A 17,684-nucleotide genomic window follows, 5' to 3' on the forward strand; every position below is an offset into this window, starting at 1 on the left:
GACATGACGTTTAATCGACGGAGCGCCCTTACGCTGATCGGCAGCAGTGCGGCGCTTGGGCTGCCTGCTGCCAGCCTGGCCGCGGACACGGCCAATGTGCGCTTCGCTCATGGTGTCGCCAGCGGTGATCCGGCCACTGACGGTGCGGTTATCTGGACCCGTGTCACGGCCGACGCGCCGGCTGCTGACGTGCCGGTTAAATGGTACGTTGCGACGTCGGCAGATGGGAAACCAGTCGCGTCAGGAGAGGCCAAGGCGCGGTCCGCGGCCGATCACACCCTGAAGGTGGAAGTAAATCGGCTGAAGCCAGGCCAAGATTACTGGTATTGGTTCACCACGGCGGCCGGACAACGGTCGCCGACCGGGCGCTTCCGCACCTTGCCGGTTGGCGCCGTCGACGATCTGGTGCTCGCGGTTGCATCCTGCCAGCTTTATCCCGGCGGGCTGTTCAATGCTTACGCTGACATGGCCGCGCTCCCGCGGCTTGATGCGGTGCTGCACCTCGGCGACTATATCTATGAATATGGCGCCGAAGGCTATGGCGTGGAGATCGGCCAGAAGCTCGGGCGCCTTCCCGACCCGCCCCACGAGATCCTGAGTCTTTCCGATTACCGTCGGCGTCATGCGCAGGTGAAGTCGGATTCCGACATGCAAGCGGCCCATGCGCGGTCCGCGTTTATCTGCGTGTGGGATGATCACGAGGTCGCCAACGACGGTTGGATCGGCGGCGCGGAGAACCACGATCCAGCGACGGAAGGCGACTGGGCGACGCGCAAGGCGGCAGCGATGCAGGCCTATTTCGAATGGATGCCGATCCGCGATCCTAAGCAGGGGAAATCGCGCGAGGCGATCAACCGCAGCTTCGAGTTTGGCGATCTGGCGACGCTTGCCATGGTCGAGACGCGCCTGCTTGCCCGATCGAAACAGGCCGAGGTGAAGGGCGCTGCGCCTACCCAGGAGCAATTCGCCGCGGTTATGGCGGAACGCGCGCAGCCGGAGCGGGAACTGCTCGGTGCCGATCAGCAGCGTTGGCTGGAGGGCGTGCTGGCAGGATCAGTACGCGCCAACAAACCCTGGCAGTTGCTCGGCAACCAGATCGTCATGGCGCGCGTCGCGGGTCCCGATCTTACGGCAGAGCCCTATGCCAGCACCTTTGGAGCACGCATCAAGCAGCTGCCGCCAGCCTTCAGGGACCGGCTCCAGCAAGCGGCGGCCGGGTACAAGGCGGGCTTGCCGTTCAACTTCGATGCCTGGGACGGCTATCCCGCCGCGCGCGAGCGGCTGTACGCAGCTTTCCAGCGTGCGGGCGCCAAGCCGATCGTGCTGGCGGGGGACAGCCACGCCGCCTGGGCCAACGATCTGTATGACGACCGCGGCACGCTGGTGGCCTCGGAGTTCGGTGCGACTGCGATCACCAGTCCCTCGTACGGATCTTTGCTCCCGGGGCTGGGCAGCGCACTGGCTGCGTTCAATCGCGAAGTCGCCTACTGCGATCAGGATCATAAGGGCTACACGTTGCTGACACTCACCCGTGAGGCCGCAACGGCGCAGTTCGTGACGGTGTCGACGATCCTGGCGAAACCGTTCGCTCGTGCGGTGGATGCTACCTATCGTGCACTCCCAGGTCGGTCGCGAACGCCGCTTGAACGCCTCTGACTAGGGCCACGTCGGGCTGAAGGTGCTCGTACTGGTTACTGACGGGGTAACGTTCGCACTCGAAGATACAGGGGCTAGATTGAACCTGAGACGGGGCGCTCGCGCAATTGCGGGCGCCCTGCTTTGAATTCAAGTAGTCTGGAGGCCGGCGGCTTAGCGTTAGCTTCAGATAACCTTGCCCAGCGGCGCTGCCAGAACGATCCGGGAACGAGACGATGGAATGCGTGACTAGATCCGCTCAGGTGCGCACGCCTTTCCCGTGTTCGGGAGGCTACCGGATGCTGCACGCGGCTCGTGGCTTACGCGATTGGATCGAGACTAGATCCCGGCAAGTTGTACGGATGGAGCTCGAAGAACTAGGACAGCGAATGAAGCACGGTCCAGCGCTACGCAGGTTGCCAAAGCAGCCGCTTCGCTGTCTGTTCCAGAGATTAGTTCAAATTCATCGCTGGTGACCCCTACGGGACTCGAACCCGTGTTTTCGCCGTGAGAGGGCGACGTCCTAGACCGCTAGACGAAGGGGCCGTGCGAGCGGGAGCGGCGCGTCTACGGGGAACGCGGTGGGCCGTCAACCCACCGCTTCCGCTTTTCTGTCAAGCTGCGGCTCGGCGGCGTTCCGCCATTTCCGCGTTCAGCATTTCCGCCAGGAGAAATGCCAATTCGAGGCTCTGGCCCGCGTTCAAGCGCGGGTCGCAGTGCGTGTGATAGCGATCACCGAGGCTCTGTTCCGTCACGTCGATAGCACCGCCGGTGCACTCAGTGACGTTCTGACCTGTCATCTCCGCGTGGATGCCACCGGCATGGGTTCCTTCGGCACGGTGAATCGCAAAGAACGCGCGCACTTCGCTGAGGATTCGGTCGAACGGCCGGGTCTTGTAGCCGTTTGCGGCCTTGACGACGTTGCCGTGCATCGGGTCGCAGCTCCACACCACCGGATGTCCCTCACGCGTCACCGTGCGGAGAAGTCGGGGGAAGGCGGCTTCGATCTTGTCATAACCGTAGCGCGTGATGAGCGTCACTCTGCCGGGCACGCGACCAGGGTTGAGCGTATCGAGAAGGCGCAAAAGAACGTCCGGCTCGAGGCTGGGACCGCACTTCAGGCCAATCGGATTGCCGATCCCACGCAGGAATTCGACGTGCGCCGACCCTTCGAAGCGGGTGCGATCGCCGATCCAGAGGAAATGCGCGGACGTGTCATACCAGTCGCCGGTCAGGGAATCCTGACGGGTCATCGCCTCTTCGTAGGGCAACAGCAGCGCCTCATGGCTGGTGTAGAAGCTGGTCTGAGCGAGTTGGGGCACCGTTTCCGGGTCGATGCCGCACGCCGCCATGAATTCCAGTGCTTCGCCAATCCGGTCAGCGGTTTCAGCGTACTTCTTCGCCCAGGGCGAGCGCCCCATGAAGTCGTGCGTCCAGCGATGGACCTGCGCCAGGTTTGCATAGCCGCCCTGCGCAAAGGCGCGCAGCAAGTTCAGCGTCGCTGCGGCTTGCGCATAGCCCTGCACCATACGCTGCGGGTCGGGCACGCGGGACTGCGCCGTGAAGGCGATGTCGTTCACATTGTCGCCGCGATAGCTGGGCAGCTCCACGCCATCGATTGTCTCGGTGGGAGCGGACCGGGGCTTGGCGAACTGACCCGCCATACGGCCGAGCTTCACCACAGGCAGCTTGGAAGCGAAGGTAAGCACCACCGCCATCTGCAGGATCACGCGAAAAGTATCGCGGATGTTGTTTGGATGAAATTCTGCAAAGCTCTCCGCGCAGTCACCGCCCTGGAGCAGGAAAGCCTCACCCGCAGCGACCCGCGCCAGTTCCGCCGTCAAATTTCGCGCCTCGCCAGCAAAAACGAGCGGCGGATGCGAACGGAGCGCGTCTGTTGCTGCCTTCAAAGCAGTGGCGTCGGGGTAATCGGGGAGCTGACGCGCCTCATGCGCAGTCCAGCTGTCGGGGGCCCAATTGGCGGCCATGGCAAAGTTCCTTTCGGCGCGCGGACATGCGGGAATTTTGCCCGCTGCGCAAACAAGCTGTGCTTTATAGCACTCCTGGGAAGGCGCCGCCATCGATGAGCAGGCTCTGCCCGGTGATGAAGCCGGCCTGCGCCGAACAGAGGAAGGCACAGGCCGCACCGAACTCAGCGGGATCGCCAAAGCGCTTTGCCGGAATCCGCTCACGCCCGCGGGCTTCGGCGGTCTCGACATCGATCGATTGCGCTTTGGCGGCGAACGCCATCACGCCGCCAAGCCGGCGGGTCGCGAACAGTCCCGGCATAAGGAAGTTTATGGTAACGTTGGCGCTGGCAACCTCGCGTGCGACTCCGGCAAGAAACCCATGGAGGCCGAGCCGGGCGCCGCTGGACAGATCCAGTCCCGCAACCGGGGATTTTACCGAGCCGGACGTGATGCAGATGATCCGCCCGAACTTTCGCTGGACCATGCCGTCAATGATCTGCTGAACCATTCGGATCGGCGTGACCATGTTCGCATCCAAGCCGGCGTGGATCGCGTCGCTGTCCAACGCCCGAAAACCGCGCGGGGGCGGGCCGCCATTGTTGTTGACCAGAATGTCCGGTGCACCCGCCGTCTGAACCAGTGACATTTGCACGCCCGGATCGCCGATATCGCCGGCAACCGACTCAACCAAGACACCCGTTTCGTCACGGATCGCCTCGGCTGCCTCGGCCAGCGCCTTAGCGTCACGGCCGTTCATGACGATGCGGCAGCCGGCGCGTGCGAGCTCCTCGGCGCACGCTTTGCCCAGACCCTGGCTGGAGGCGCAGATGATGGCGGTCTTGCCGGCAAGGCCAAGGTCCACGACGTTTCTCCTGAATGGTATCGGTGGAATCTGTTCGATGACGAAGAATTAGCGATCCGTCACCTGCCATCGATACGCAACGGTGCGGGTCATGCTTGCTGCGAGGCGGCGGCGGACCTAAATCCAGGTCATGCCCCATGCTCATCAACATCACGAACCAGAGGGCGCGGACCTCGCGCAGGCCGCACAGGCGACGCTGGAACGCGCCGGTGAGCAATGGACGGCGATGCGCGCCAGCGTGTTCGGCGCGTTGGCCGGGTTCGACAAGCCGGCGAGCGCCTATGACATCGCGGAAGCTGTATCCAAGACAGAAGGCCGGCGTGTTGCTGCCAACAGCGTGTACCGCATTTTGGACCTTTTTGTTGGTGCAAACCTCGTGCGCAAGGTGGAGAGCGCGAACGCTTACGTCGCCAATGCGCACCCGGGATGCTTGCACGATTGTATATTTCTGGTGTGCGACGTTTGTGGTCAGACGACGCACCTTGATGATGATCGGTTAACCGGTGGGGTGCGCGATGCCGCGTCGGCGGCTGGGTTCGTGCCGGTTCGTCCCGTGATTGAGGTGCGCGGCCGGTGCGCCGCCTGCAACGGGGGCTGAGCAATTTGCTGATGCCGAAACGGTAGCATTCGACACGATCGACCTGCTGGAGTAAGCCCTTCAGAATGACCGATCTGCCCTCGACGCCGCTGCTCGACACCGTTTCGACACCGGCCGATTTGAGAAAGCTTGCTCCCGAGCAACTGCGCCAACTCGCAGATGAGTTGCGCACGGAGACCATCAGTGCGGTCGGTACCACGGGCGGGCACCTTGGCTCGGGCCTTGGCGTAGTGGAGCTAACCACGGCGATTCACTACGTGTTCGACACGCCGCGCGATCGACTGATTTGGGATGTCGGCCATCAATGCTATCCGCACAAGATCCTGACGGGACGCCGCGATCGTATTCGAACGATCCGCCAGGGCGGCGGACTGAGCGGCTTCACCAAGCGCTCCGAAAGCGAGTATGATCCGTTCGGCGCAGCTCATAGCTCGACGTCTATTTCCGCGGCATTGGGGTTCGCCATCGCGAACAAGCTGGCGGATCAGCCTGGCAAGGCGATCGCCGTAATCGGTGACGGGGCGATGTCTGCCGGCATGGCCTATGAGGCGATGAACAACGCGCAGGCTGCCGGCAATCGGCTGGTCGTGATCCTGAACGATAATGATATGTCGATCGCGCCGCCGGTAGGTGGCCTGTCGGCGTATCTCTCTCGCATCGTCTCCAGCCGCGAGTTTCTGTCGGTTCGCGAGCTGATGAAGCGTGTCGCGCGCCGGCTGCCGCGCCCAATCCACAATGCCGCTCGCAAGACCGATGAGTTCGCGCGCGGAATGACGATGGGCGGCACGCTCTTTGAGGAGCTTGGCTTCTATTACGTGGGGCCGATCGACGGCCATAACCTCGAACACCTGATCCCTGTGCTCGAGAACGTGCGGGATGCCGAGGAGGGGCCCATTCTCGTCCATGTGGTGACGAAGAAGGGCAAGGGCTATGCGCCGGCCGAGGCGGCGTCCGACAAGTATCACGGCGTGCAGAAGTTTGACGTAATCACCGGCACCCAGGCGAAGGCGCCGCCGGGCCCGCCGGCCTACCAGAATGTGTTCGGAGACGCGCTTGCGGATGAAGCCGACCGGGATCCCCGGGTTTGCGCGATCACCGCTGCGATGCCGTCTGGCACCGGAATTGATCGCTTTGCCAAGCGCCACCCGGATCGTGCATTCGACGTGGGTATTGCCGAACAGCATGGCGTGACCTTTGCCGCCGGTTTAGCCGCGCAGGGAATGCGGCCCTTCTGCGCCATCTACTCGACGTTCTTGCAGCGCGCTTATGACCAGGTGGTGCATGATGTAGCGATCCAGAACCTGCCGGTGCGCTTTGCGATCGACCGGGCTGGGCTCGTCGGCGCGGACGGCGCCACGCATGCGGGCTCGTTCGACATCACCTATCTGGCGAGTCTTCCCAACTTCGTCGTCATGGCTGCCGCGGACGAGGCCGAACTCGTCCACATGACGCATACCTGTGTGGAGCACGATTCCGGGCCGATTGCGGTCCGCTATCCCCGCGGCAATGGCGTAGGCGTTCCGCTGCCGACCACGCCGGAGAAGCTGGAGATCGGCAAGGGCCGGATCGTGCGCGATGGCAAGACGGTTGCGATCCTCTCGTTGGGCACGCGGCTTGCCGAGGCGCTGAAGGCGGCCGATCAGCTCGATGCAAAGGGGCTTTCGACCACTGTGGCCGATCTACGTTTCGCCAAGCCGCTGGACGAGGCGCTCATTCGTAAGTTGCTCGGGAGCCATCAGGTCGCGGTGACGATCGAGGAAGGGTCGATTGGCGGCCTGGGCGCTCATGTGCTGACCCTGGCGTCTGACGAAGGGCTGATTGATGGCGGATTGAAGTTGCGCACGTTGCGCTTGCCGGACGTGTTCCAGGATCAGGATACGCCGCAGGCGCAATATGCCGAGGCCGGGCTGGATGCTGAAGGGATTGTCAGAACGGTCCTGAAAGCCCTGCGCTGGAATGAGGCTGAAGCGGTCGGCGCGCGGGCGTGAGCGGCTGGGCCAAGGTCATCCTTGCGACCGCGCTGATGGTTGTCGCACTGGCCTGCTTCAACTTGGCTTTGTGGCGCAGGATGAAGGAGGCGCGTAGGCTCGGCGCAGCGCAAATCAACGAGGAGACCGGGCCGCCTCAGCCCTGAGGAGACGTTGGTGAAGCCGGGCGGCCAGTTCATTCTGCTCACATCTGGGCGTTTGGCCGATGAACCTCCGCGCTTTGCTTGAGGATCGCGCGCGCATCTCCTGGCGCGCGCACTTCGCCATGTGGCCCACCGGACGCGGCGATGACCCTCTCTAGCAACTCCTGACCTTCTGGCCACCATCCCAGCCCACTCGCGGCGTTCAGATGTCCCTGTGCGCCGGCGTCGATGAAATAGCTGCCCCAATCGGCGGCAAGGCTGTGCGCTTTATCGATTTCGATCCAAGGGTCGTCGGTACTTGCCACCAGGATCGAGGGAAACGGTAGCGCCATCCGTGGTGCCGGCGCGAATGTCGCCAATTCCGCAGGGATAGTTGCGCGGTCAACATCTGCGGGCGCCACCAGCAGCGCGCCGGCGACCGGCCAGCCATAAGGCTGAGGGCTCAGCGAGGCCCACCAGGCGATGGCTTGGCAGCCTAGACTGTGCCCCACCAGAATGACCGGAGCTTTGGCTTGGGCAATCGCCTGATCCAATTTGGTCACCCACGCATTACGGTGCGGCGTTTGCCACATGCCGAGTTCGACCCGGTGCGTGTCCAAACGTGATTGCTCCCAAAGCGTTTGCCAGTGCGTCGGCCCGGAATTCCCGAGGCCGGGCACCGTCAAAACGGTTGGGTTCAGCGCGAGGGAGGACGAATAAAGGCCCATGACGGTGTTCCTTTTCGTAGGCGAGGCCGCGCTGCCGGTGCTCTAGGGGGACGCCCGACACCGCGACCTCGCCAGCTATTTATATCCCACTAAACCGATCGGCAATAACTCGGTTCCGAGCTGTCGCCCGGTCGAGGACGGCTTGCGACGAAGCGCAATGGGACCGATAGAGCCGCATGCCAAAGGCTCGTGCAGACCAATTGCTTGTGGACCGGGGACTGGCGGAGTCGCGCACGCGTGCTCAGGCGCTGATCATGGCCGGGCTAGTCTTTGCGGGGGAGAGGAAAGTCGAGAAGCCGGGGCAAACGCTTGCCGATGATGCGATTCTTGACGTACGCGGGCGCGATCATCCCTGGGTGTCGCGAGGTGGCATCAAGCTTGCGCATGGGCTTGAACAATTCCGGTGGGACGTCACCAGCGCCGTGGCGATGGACGTTGGCTCTTCCACAGGCGGCTTCACCGACGTGCTGCTGACTCGCGGCGCCGCGCGGGTATATGCCGTAGATAGCGGGACCAATCAGCTCGCCTGGAAGCTTCGTCAGGACGACCGGGTGGTGGTGCACGAGCAGACCAGCGCGCGTCTGCTCACCGCTGACCATATACCAGAGATGGTCGATCTGATCGTGTGCGATGCCAGTTTCATCAGTATCGCCAAGGTCTTGGAGGTGCCGCTCGGTTTCGCAAAGGACGGTGCGCGGGCGATGACGCTGGTGAAGCCCCAGTTCGAAGCTGGTCGCGAAGAGGTAGGGAAGGGCGGCGTCGTGCGGGATGACGAAGTCCGTCGCCGCGTGTGCGATGAAGTCGCCGCGTGGTTCGAGCGCAAGGGTTGGCAAGTCGAAGGCGTAGTGGAAAGCCCGATCACCGGACCGGAAGGGAATATTGAATTCCTGCTCGCTGCTGTCCGTAATTGAGGCGATCGGCTTTTCCGCGGGCGATTTCACCCGTTTACCTCGCGTGCGCAGCGTGATTATGGCGGCGAAACGGACCAGGAGGGCTTGTGGGGGGCATCGCATCAAAAGAGCAGTTGCGGATGTCCTTTGCACGGTGGGCGCTCTTCTGCGTGCCGCTTATCCTATTGCTGGGGTTCCTGTCGGGTCGCAGTGTGCCGGCCGGCGACAATAGCCTTTGGTATCAAGCCCTTGCGAAGCCCGCCCTGACCCCGCCCGGCTGGGTATTCCCCCTGGCCTGGAGCGCGCTGTACATCATGCTGGGGCTGGCTCTGGCCATGATCGCCAACGCCCGAGGCGCCGGCCTCCGCGGCATGGCGATCGGCCTGTTTGTGGCGCAGTTCGGCCTGAACCTTGCCTGGACTCCGCTGTTCTTCGGCGCGCATCGGATCAATCTGGCCTTCATCACGCTGATCACGATGCTGGTGCTGGCGATCGCGACCACGATCGTCTTCAGCCGCATTCGTCCGCGCGCCGCCTGGCTCATGGTGCCCTATCTGGTGTGGATCAGCTTTGCCGCCGCGCTGACCTGGCGGATCGGGCAACTGAACCCCGACGCGCAGGCCCTTGTGCCAAGCGCCCGAACCTCCCAAGTCATCGGTTGATACTTTACCCGAAAGGCTTGGCCCCATGCAGTCCGAAAACCGACTGTTCGACGATTTGGTGAAACTGATGAACGGCGCCGCTGGCACCGTAGCGGGCGTGGGCCGCGAGGCGCAGGCCGGCGCGCGCGAACGGGCCCGCGAGTGGATCGGCGGCCTCGACTTTGTCAGCCGCGAGGAATTCGAAGTGGTGAAGGCCATGGCGGTCGCCGCTCGCGAGGAGGCAGACGCGTTGCGCGCCCGACTTGATGCGCTGGAAGCGCGCCACCAGAACGATTCGTCCACAGCCGCTTGAACACGATGTTTTGCCTGACGGCCCCTTCCCGTGCGATAAGGCCGTAATGCTCGACGAAGCCGACATCGAACACGAACCCGAAGCCCCGCTCGACATGCTGGAAAGCTATTTCTCGGCCCATGGCTGGTCCTACGACCGCCACGAGGACGAGATCAGCGCCAGCATGAAAGGCAGCTGGACCGAGTATGAGCTGCGCGCGCTCTGGCGGGAGGAGGACGGTGTTCTCCAATTCCTCACCTTCCCGGACGTGAAGGTGGCGGAGCATGCGCGCTCTGCGATTTACGAGACGATCGGTTTGGTCAACGAACAGCTCTGGCTCGGCCATTTCGAGCTTTGGTCCTCCAGCGGGATCCTCCTGTACCGCCACGCGGCGCTGGTTGATCAAAGCGAGGAGGACGCCACGCTCTCGCTGGATGCGGCGCAGCTGCTGGTTGACACGGCGATCGACGAATGTGAGCGCTTCTACCCTGTGTTCCAGTTCGTCCTGTGGGGCGGAAAAACTCCGCGTGAGGCGATTGCCGCCGCGCTGATCGACACGCAAGGCGAGGCATAGTCCCCAATGGCATTGCCGAAGTCGCTTTGGCTGGTCGGGGCCGGCAACATGGGCGGCGCCATGCTGCGCGGCTGGATCGCGGCGGGCCTTTCGCCCGACGCCGTGACGGTGATCGATCCAGGCACGCCCATGGTGCCCGAGGGCGTTCGCGTTCTTGCCGCGCCCGATGGGCCTGCCCCCGAGGTGATCGTGCTGGCGGTGAAGCCGCAGTTGCTGGATGCGGTGGCGCCGAGCCTTGCCACCGTTCGGCCCGTGGTGTTGCTGTCGATCCTCGCTGGCGTGGAAGAGGCGGCGCTGGAGGCGCGGATCCCGGCAGGTGCGATCGTCCGCGCCATGCCTAATCTGCCGGTGGCGATCGGCAAGGGCGTGACGGCGCTGCACGCAGCCAAATCGACCGCTGAAGCACGAGGCGTCGCAGAAGCGCTGGTGGCGCCACTCGGCAAGGTCGAGTGGATCGGCGACGAAGCGATGTTCGACGCTGTGACGGCCCTGTCCGGATGCGGCCCCGGCTTCGTTTTCCGGTTCATCGATGCATTGGCCGCGGCGGGCGCGGCGCTGGGCCTGCCGGAAGATCAGGCGGCGCGGCTGGCGCTGGCGACCGTGGAGGGCTCCGCGGCCATGGCAGCGGGAGCAAGGGAGAGCCCCGCGGTTCTGGCCGACCGCGTGGCCAGCCCTGGTGGATCGACGCGCGAGGGCTTGAACGTGCTCGACCGCGACGACGCGCTGCAGTCGCTGCTGAAGGCAACGCTCGCAGCCAGTCGGCAGCGGAATGCTGAGTTGGCCACCGCGGCCAGGAACTGAGCCGCAGCGGCTCTTCTTGGCGTGGCCAGAGCGGTTCTGCGCAGTCGCTCGGCGGAAGATGTCAGGTCAGGCCTGCGTTCGCACGTCGTATCCACGGCGCGGCTGCTTAGCTGTTGCGCCGGCCCGCTTTGCCGGCGGGTGACGTCACGAGTGGAGCGGCCAAGAATCCTCCCGTTCCGCTTCAGGCGGGGGCGGCGGTTCAATCGCGCGCTGCAACGAAAGCCAAGAGTTTCTCGCCTGTCCAGGCCGGTATGAGCTTTGGTTTCCCTGCCGGCACGCTTCCCTGAGGCGGGCACTCAACGCCAGCACACAGGCGTTCTCCTATCCCACAGTCCGAAAATCACGCGTCTGCGATCCGTTCGCGCCGCGGCGCTTCGCCCGTACGCGCAGTCGCTTGAATGCGATCGAGGAAGGCCGCGGCGACACGTTCTATTGACTGCCGATTGGGGGCAGCGTGGGATCAATGCGAAGGCTGCGCGGTATCGGTGCGTCGCCGGGGACAGCCGGATCGGACTGCCGGCAGCAGGACCGTTTCGCCACCTGCAACTGCGCCAAGGCAGGTGAGCGGGAGTCGGCGCGATCGCTCGAGGTCTTATCTGTTTCGCCTGCGTATTTCCCCTCATTGTCGAGCCATGAGGTCCGGACATAGTTCGGGAATGTGCCGCATCCCAGCGCGCTGAAAACATTGCCCAACAACTTGGAGAACTCGCATGGCAAAGCCGCTTTCGCCGCAAACCATGACTATAGTGAAGTCGACCGCGCCCGCGCTTCAGCAACATGGTGTGGAAATTACAACGCGGATGTACCAGCGCCTGTTTGTTGATCCCGAGATCAAGGCGCTGTTCGATATGGCCGCGCATGAATCCGGCGCTCAACCAAAGCGGCTGGCCGCGGCTATTCTGGCTTTCGCCCAGAATGTGGACAAGCTCGACGTATTGAAGCCGGCGATCGAGCGCATTTGTGCACGGCACGTCGAAACGCATATCAAGTCAGAACATTATCCCGCCGTCGCTAATGCTTTGCTTCCCGCAATTCGCGACATCCTCGGCGATGTGGCGAGCGACGAGATCCTCCAAGCGTGGGGCGAGGCCTATTGGTTTCTCGCCGACATCCTGATCAACCGGGAGGCGGAGCTGTATCGGGCGGAAGCGGCCTGAGCGGTTGCGCTGATCTGGTGTGCACGGGTTACACCCCAAGGCGAACATTGCCGATGGGCTGGCGTGGGGGTGACCGGGGCCGTGTCGTCCGCACGCCAGCTATGCCGCCGGGGCGGTTCCGCGATGCACCTGCACGGTGGAGAGGTATCTCCCAGGCCCGCCAGCGTCTTCGCCCATCAGTTCATCAACTCGCGGCGCCAAGCCGAAGTCCGCCGCGCCGTAGCGGTGCCGCGCATGCCTCCCCATCCGTGACTTGCCGGCATAATCGCCCATTCGGGCCAGCGCGGTTGATGACAAGGGCATGCCCAGCATCCCGTACACACGAGCCATTTCGCCCTGCCAATCACGTTCGACGTCGGCATAGGCGACATCCACCTGTGCGACGTCGCTGCCGGCCCGCGCAATTGCTGTGCGCCCGTCGCGTAGCGCGACCTTGCGCGTCCATTCGCGGCCGATCCATTCGGGATCAACAGAGGCGGACTGGATCGCCATCTGGTTGCGGACCAGCGAGGCGGAGGAGGCGATGACCTGCTGTGGATCACGGCTGAGGCAAACCAGGCGTGCGTCTGGAAACGTGTGGAGCACGGCGGCGAGATCCTGGCTGAATTGCGGGACCTTGAGGATCCAGGGTCGGGTGCCGTCGTCCCGCCGCAGCCAAGCGATCGTCTGCAATAGGCGGCGGAACTCGGCATAGGTTGCGATGCCGTCATCGGCTTCGACCGCAGCGGTGTAAGCGGGGACACGCCATTGCACCTCGAACGCCGAGCCGAAGATCGATACGCTTTGCAGCCCGATCTCTTCATCTGCCGCATTCCAACTGGTTGGATGGATGGCATCGAACGCGGGGTTGAGTGCCCGCACGCTCAGCATGGCCAGCCAGCCGCGCAGCTTCCGATCGTCCATCCAGCTGCGCCCGATGGTTCGCGGCAGGGGATTCCAGCTTTCGAAGAAGCGGGTGAAGGTTAGCCGTGGATCACACGCGAGCAAGCGCTGCATCCGCGTTGTCCCGGAGCGCATTTGCCCGACGATGATGATGGGCGCGGTGATCGGCTGCTCTGCGATCTCCGAGTGTCGGCGCCATAGTGCGTGGAAGCGGATGCGATTGCACAAGGCGGCGACAAGCTGCCCGTGTGCGATGGTGCGGCCCAAGGGGGTGAGATCGGCGACGCTTTCCAGATCGCTGCAAAGCAGTGCCAGCCGCTCGCGCCATCCATTTTCTTCTCGATCGATCGGGAGCGCGGCCTTTTGGACGGCCTTGTGCACCAGTTCGTCGGGATCAAGCGTCGGCCGCTGCGACCAGCCGCGCTGCCATGCGCGGTCCAGCGCGGCATCGAGGATCCGCAATCGCGCCTCGCGTGTGATGCCATGTGCGCCTTCCGCCGGCAGATCCTTTGTCGAGGAGGCGGCAAGGCGCGGTAGGCTGAATGGCGGCATCGTGATGAAACGCGGATGGGGCGCTGGCGTGCCGTTGGCTGCGGTCGAATTCCTTGTGGACCAGGGGAGGCCGCAGGGGCGCCATCGCGGCGCTGTGTTGGCGCACGCGCGGGGGGGGGCGTCTCCTTCCACTTGGCGCGCCCCTGTTTGTCGGCGTTACTGTCGCTCGACCTGAGCCACGTCGCGCACCGCGCCGCGGGCGGCGTTGGTGGTGAGCGCGGCATAGGCGCGCAGGGCGGGGGAGACGTCGCGCTTGCGGCCGAACGGCTTCCAGGCGGCCGTGCCGCGTGCCACCATCGCCTCGCGTCGGGCGGCGAGCACCGCATCCTCGATGTCCAGCCGCACGGCGCGGTTAGGGATGTCGATCACGATCGGATCGCCCGTTTCGACCAGCGCAATCAGGCCGCCCTCGGCCGCTTCGGGCGACACGTGGCCGATCGAGAGGCCCGACGTGCCGCCGGAGAAGCGCCCGTCGGTTATGAGCGCGCAGGCTTTCCCCAGCCCCTTCGATTTCAGATAGCTGGTCGGGTACAGCATTTCCTGCATGCCCGGCCCGCCCTTTGGCCCTTCGTAGCGGATCACCACCACGTCGCCGGCCTTTACCTCGTTGCCGAGAATGCCGGCGACGGCGGCATCCTGGCTTTCGTAGACGCGCGCCGTGCCGTGGAAGGTGAGGATGCTTTCGTCCACGCCCGCGGTCTTCACGATACAGCCTTCGGGAGCGAGATTGCCGTACAGCACGGCAAGCCCGCCATCGTGCGAGAAGGGATGCTCGGCATCGCGGATCACGCCGGCGGTGCGATCGGTGTCGAGCTCCTTCCAGCGGTTGCTTTGGCTGAACGCCTGCGTGGTGCGGACGCCGCCGGGCGCGGCGCTGTAGAACTGGCGCACGCTCTCGCTGGTCGTCCGGCTGATGTCCCAACGGTCCAGCGCGTCCGCCATCGTCGGTGCATGGACAGTCGGCAGGCTGGTATCGAGCAGGCCGGCGCGATCGAGCTGGCCCAGGATCGCCATGATCCCGCCGGCGCGGTGGACGTCCTCCATATGCACGTCCTGCTTCGCCGGCGCGACCTTGCACAGGCACGGCACGCGGCGCGACAGGCGATCGATGTCCGCCATGGTGAAGGGCACCTCGCCCTCATAGGCGGCGGCGAGCAGGTGGAGCACCGTGTTGGTCGAACCGCCCATCGCTATATCGAGGCTGATTGCATTCTCGAATGCGGCGAAGCTGGCGATCGAGCGCGGCAGGGCGGTGGCGTCGTCCTGTTCATACCAGCGCTTGGCGAGATCAACGATGGTGTGCCCCGCCTCGCGGAACAGCCGCTCGCGATCGGCGTGGGTGGCGAGCACCGAGCCGTTGCCGGGCAGCGAGAGGCCAAGCGCTTCCGTCAGGCAATTCATGCTGTTGGCGGTGAACATGCCCGAGCAGGAGCCGCAAGTGGGGCAGGCCGACCGCTCGATCACCTGCACCTCTTCCTCGGTGTAGCTTTCGTCAGCGGCGACCACCATGGCGTCGACCAGATCGAGCGCGACCGTCTGGCCGCGAATGTCGGCCTTGCCGGCCTCCATCGGCCCGCCGGAGACGAAGATCACGGGGATGTTGATGCGCAACGCCGCCATCAGCATGCCGGGCGTGATCTTGTCGCAATTGGAGATGCAGACCATCGCATCGGCACAATGCGCGTTGACCATATATTCGACGCTGTCGGCGATCAGATCGCGGCTCGGCAGGCTGTAGAGCATGCCGCCGTGGCCCATGGCGATGCCGTCATCCACCGCAATGGTGTTGAATTCCTTTGCGACGCCGCCCGCGGCCTCGATCTCCCGCGCGACCAGCTGGCCCAGATCCTTCAGGTGAACGTGGCCGGGGACGAATTGCGTGAAGCTGTTGACCACGGCGATGATCGGCTTGCCGAAATCCTCGTCCTTCATGCCGGTGGCACGCCACAAGCCGCGGGCGCCCGCCATGTTGCGGCCGTGGGTGGTGGTGCGGGAGCGATAAACGGGCATGGCGTTGGTCTCGGCTGTTACGAAGCGCTGGTTATCGAACCGCTGGATAGCGCATCATGCGCGAGATCGGAAATTTTGGGTGGCTCGGGTCAATGTCCGGGCGCGAATGTTGACAATGTTGACGCACATAAGCGGTTTTTTCCGAGGCGTATGGATTTCCATTCGGCAGTCCTTCACCCACGCGAGACCGTTCATCGCAATGGCGCCATCATGCCTTGGCGGGGCAGCGTAGGACAGGTGCTGATGTTAGTTGCCGGGCCAATCATGGGCGCGTTGAGGCGCGGTCGACGGACCTTGCAGGCCGGTTATCGGACAACGGTTCGGAGCATTCCGAAATACTGCAAAGCGTTGGCTCCGATCAGCGGAAGCGAGGGAAGGCAAAAGCGCCGTAGAAGCGTGCCGGCACGTCGCGCAGGAGGTTAACGCGGCACCGCACGCCTTCCTTGCCCCAGGTGAACAGACGCAAATCCATCTGCCAGTCGCGGATCGCGCCATCATCCCAGTAGACGCCGCCGCGCGGGATTGCCTTGGCCTTGATGTGATTGCCGATGCTGCCAAGCGGCACGATCGTGCCCTTGTTATCGCGCACGCGCGGTTGGAAATGCGGATCGACGACGACCCAGTGGCGCTGCTCGAAGGTACTGGTCTCGCCGCCTTCGATCAAGCTGGAGTCGATCTGGAGCACGATCCAGTGACGACCCCAATAATGCATCGCCTGGATGAATTCGCGCAGGCCGGCCTTGCCGAGCCCGAGCCCCATGCTGTCGTGCACGGGGCGCGTGTTGACGCCGGCGAACCAGCGCTTGAGCACCCAGGGGTAAGTGATCGACTTGCCGACATCGTCTGCCTTGGCGCTGCCGCCCGGCACGAACCATTCGCGCGTGGCGATCGACAGGCTCGCCATGGTGAGCCAGTCGAGCGAGGAGATGTGATTGCCTTTGGGCGTCTTTGCGCGGGCCATGTTGATGCCCTTCAGCGCATCCGCGGTGCCGCGGTCGGGATCGATCTCGAGCTTCCCGAAACTATACTCGCCATGCGTCCAGATCGACGTGGCATAAGCAACGTAGAGGTCGGGGCGATCCTCCAGCAGGCAGTAGAGGAAGGCGGCGGGGCCGCAATAGCTGGTACCGGCCTGCATCGGCTGGCGCACGCCGCCCAACCGATCGATCAATTGCGAGATCAGGGCGTTGCGGGTGACGGGCCAGCCGGCGGGGCTGAACTGCAAGGCGCGCGCCGCCTCGGGCGTGGCACCCTTCGGCGGCATGCCCGCCCGGCGAAAGGTTTCGATCATCTGGCGCGCGGCCTGCAACCGCGCCGGATTGCCGGTAGTCATCGGCTGCCCTGCCCCTCGACATACAGCCGGGTGCGATCCTGCGCGGCGCGCATCCCCTGCGAGATGTCGATCAGTGTATAGCCGATCAGCGCGCCGCCGAGCGTCGCCACCAGCGCCCAGATAACGGCGCGGCGGCGCGCCGCAGGCGAGGCGGTGCCGCCGACCGCAAGGGCACCGGTGGGAGGCGGGCCGAAGCGATTGTCGCCGCGTGTGCCGGGGCGAAGAAGCACGGCGGCAAGAAGGACGCCGATCACGATCCAGGCGGCCGTCATCAGCCAGGGGCTGTCCGCTCGCGTCGAAGAAACGGTGAGCAAGGTGACGCCGACCACGGCAAGGAGGCCGAGCAGCACGCCCCATTTCGCCGACATGTTCGTATCGTGGAGGCGACGCGACCATTCGGCGAACAGCTTGGCGATGGTGGCGCCAGCGGCCGCTCCGGCAAGGATGTAGGCGACCAACCCACCACGATCGAGCGCCACGCCGACCAGCTTCAGAATAATCGCAGCGACGAGAGTTACCGCGGCCGCCCGCACCGGACCTACGCGCCCAATGGTGCAGAATACGCCGCTGGTGCCGTGACTATCGCCGCTTGCCGCCATCTATGATCCTCACCTTTCGGTGCGATACGTCTGCCGGCTCGTCATGTTCC

16 protein-coding genes and 1 tRNA gene are annotated in these 17,684 nt (G+C 64.3%); 9 read left to right on the forward strand and 8 right to left on the reverse strand.

Annotated elements, in window-relative coordinates; all coding sequences use genetic code 11:
- Positions 1 to 3: 3 nt before the first annotated feature.
- Positions 4 to 1,656 (forward strand): alkaline phosphatase D family protein, encoded by a 1,653-nt coding sequence (locus SPMU_RS13435; RefSeq protein ID WP_088334447.1) that lies wholly within the window; start codon positions 4 to 6, stop codon positions 1,654 to 1,656.
- A 449-nt stretch (positions 1,657 to 2,105) separates the two neighbouring features.
- Here SPMU_RS13435 and SPMU_RS13440 read toward each other — a convergent pair.
- From SPMU_RS13440 to SPMU_RS13450, 3 genes are all read right to left on the reverse strand, one after another.
- A tRNA-Glu gene (locus SPMU_RS13440) sits at positions 2,106 to 2,181 on the reverse strand.
- 68 nt (positions 2,182 to 2,249) lie between these two features.
- Complete coding sequence (locus SPMU_RS13445) at positions 2,250 to 3,623, reverse strand: class II 3-deoxy-7-phosphoheptulonate synthase (protein ID WP_088334448.1); 1,374 nt, start codon at positions 3,621 to 3,623, stop codon at positions 2,250 to 2,252.
- A gap of 64 nt (positions 3,624 to 3,687) precedes the next feature.
- Entirely contained in the window at positions 3,688 to 4,467 is a 780-nt protein-coding gene (locus SPMU_RS13450; RefSeq protein ID WP_088334449.1) for an SDR family oxidoreductase, read from the reverse strand.
- Positions 4,468 to 4,597: 130 nt separating this feature from the next.
- Here SPMU_RS13450 and SPMU_RS13455 point away from each other — a divergent pair, with 130 nt between their 5' ends.
- Both SPMU_RS13455 and dxs read left to right on the forward strand, forming a co-directional pair.
- A complete protein-coding gene (locus SPMU_RS13455) occupies positions 4,598 to 5,065 on the forward strand; it encodes a Fur family transcriptional regulator (RefSeq protein WP_088334450.1) in 468 nt (155 codons plus the stop codon).
- A 65-nt stretch (positions 5,066 to 5,130) separates the two neighbouring features.
- On the forward strand, positions 5,131 to 7,053 hold the full coding sequence (dxs, locus tag SPMU_RS13460) for a 1-deoxy-D-xylulose-5-phosphate synthase (protein ID WP_088334451.1): 1,923 nt from the start codon (positions 5,131 to 5,133) through the stop codon (positions 7,051 to 7,053).
- A 184-nt stretch (positions 7,054 to 7,237) separates the two neighbouring features.
- On the opposite strand, the gene SPMU_RS13465 is transcribed toward dxs, so the two are convergent.
- Positions 7,238 to 7,903, reverse strand: coding sequence for an RBBP9/YdeN family alpha/beta hydrolase (locus SPMU_RS13465; RefSeq protein WP_088334452.1), 666 nt, complete (start codon positions 7,901 to 7,903; stop codon positions 7,238 to 7,240).
- 176 nt (positions 7,904 to 8,079) lie between these two features.
- On the opposite strand from SPMU_RS13465, the gene SPMU_RS13470 reads away from it, so the two are divergent.
- The 6 genes from SPMU_RS13470 to SPMU_RS13495 all read left to right on the forward strand — a co-directional run bounded on the left by SPMU_RS13470 (position 8,080) and on the right by SPMU_RS13495 (position 12,258).
- Positions 8,080 to 8,814: a TlyA family RNA methyltransferase gene (locus SPMU_RS13470; RefSeq protein WP_088334453.1), complete on the forward strand. Its 735-nt coding sequence runs from the start codon at positions 8,080 to 8,082 to the stop codon at positions 8,812 to 8,814.
- A 119-nt stretch (positions 8,815 to 8,933) separates the two neighbouring features.
- Positions 8,934 to 9,455, forward strand: a complete 522-nt coding sequence (locus tag SPMU_RS13475) for a TspO/MBR family protein (protein WP_088334454.1) — start codon at positions 8,934 to 8,936, stop codon at positions 9,453 to 9,455.
- Positions 9,456 to 9,480: 25 nt separating this feature from the next.
- The gene (locus tag SPMU_RS13480; protein WP_088334455.1) at positions 9,481 to 9,747 is read left to right on the forward strand and encodes an accessory factor UbiK family protein; all 267 of its coding nucleotides are present in this window, start codon (positions 9,481 to 9,483) and stop codon (positions 9,745 to 9,747) included.
- A 46-nt stretch (positions 9,748 to 9,793) separates the two neighbouring features.
- Entirely contained in the window at positions 9,794 to 10,300 is a 507-nt protein-coding gene (locus SPMU_RS13485) for a type III secretion system chaperone family protein (RefSeq protein WP_088334456.1), read from the forward strand.
- 6 nt (positions 10,301 to 10,306) lie between these two features.
- The gene (proC, locus tag SPMU_RS13490; RefSeq protein WP_088334457.1) at positions 10,307 to 11,101 is read left to right on the forward strand and encodes a pyrroline-5-carboxylate reductase; all 795 of its coding nucleotides are present in this window, start codon (positions 10,307 to 10,309) and stop codon (positions 11,099 to 11,101) included.
- Between the two features lie 710 nt (positions 11,102 to 11,811).
- Positions 11,812 to 12,258 (forward strand): globin domain-containing protein, encoded by a 447-nt coding sequence (locus SPMU_RS13495; protein WP_088334458.1) that lies wholly within the window; start codon positions 11,812 to 11,814, stop codon positions 12,256 to 12,258.
- Between the two features lie 99 nt (positions 12,259 to 12,357).
- On the opposite strand, the gene SPMU_RS13500 is transcribed toward SPMU_RS13495, so the two are convergent.
- The 4 genes from SPMU_RS13500 to SPMU_RS13515 all read right to left on the reverse strand — a co-directional run bounded on the left by SPMU_RS13500 (position 12,358) and on the right by SPMU_RS13515 (position 17,634).
- Positions 12,358 to 13,692 carry a sulfotransferase family protein gene (locus tag SPMU_RS13500; protein ID WP_088334459.1) on the reverse strand — a complete coding sequence of 445 codons (1,335 nt, stop codon included), beginning with the start codon at positions 13,690 to 13,692 and terminating at the stop codon, positions 12,358 to 12,360.
- A gap of 156 nt (positions 13,693 to 13,848) precedes the next feature.
- Positions 13,849 to 15,702, reverse strand: a complete 1,854-nt coding sequence (gene ilvD, locus SPMU_RS13505; RefSeq protein ID WP_088334460.1) for a dihydroxy-acid dehydratase — start codon at positions 15,700 to 15,702, stop codon at positions 13,849 to 13,851.
- Between the two features lie 358 nt (positions 15,703 to 16,060).
- Positions 16,061 to 17,035 carry a hypothetical protein gene (locus SPMU_RS13510; RefSeq protein WP_088334461.1) on the reverse strand — a complete coding sequence of 325 codons (975 nt, stop codon included), beginning with the start codon at positions 17,033 to 17,035 and terminating at the stop codon, positions 16,061 to 16,063.
- Positions 17,032 to 17,634 carry a DUF805 domain-containing protein gene (locus tag SPMU_RS13515; RefSeq protein WP_088334462.1) on the reverse strand — a complete coding sequence of 201 codons (603 nt, stop codon included), beginning with the start codon at positions 17,632 to 17,634 and terminating at the stop codon, positions 17,032 to 17,034. Before SPMU_RS13515 ends, SPMU_RS13510 begins: the two co-directional genes overlap by 4 nt.
- Positions 17,635 to 17,684: the final 50 nt, after the last annotated feature.

Origin of the sequence: Sphingomonas mucosissima (assembly GCF_002197665.1) — a bacterium.
Taxonomy (GTDB): Bacteria; Pseudomonadota; Alphaproteobacteria; order Sphingomonadales; family Sphingomonadaceae; genus Sphingomonas; species Sphingomonas mucosissima.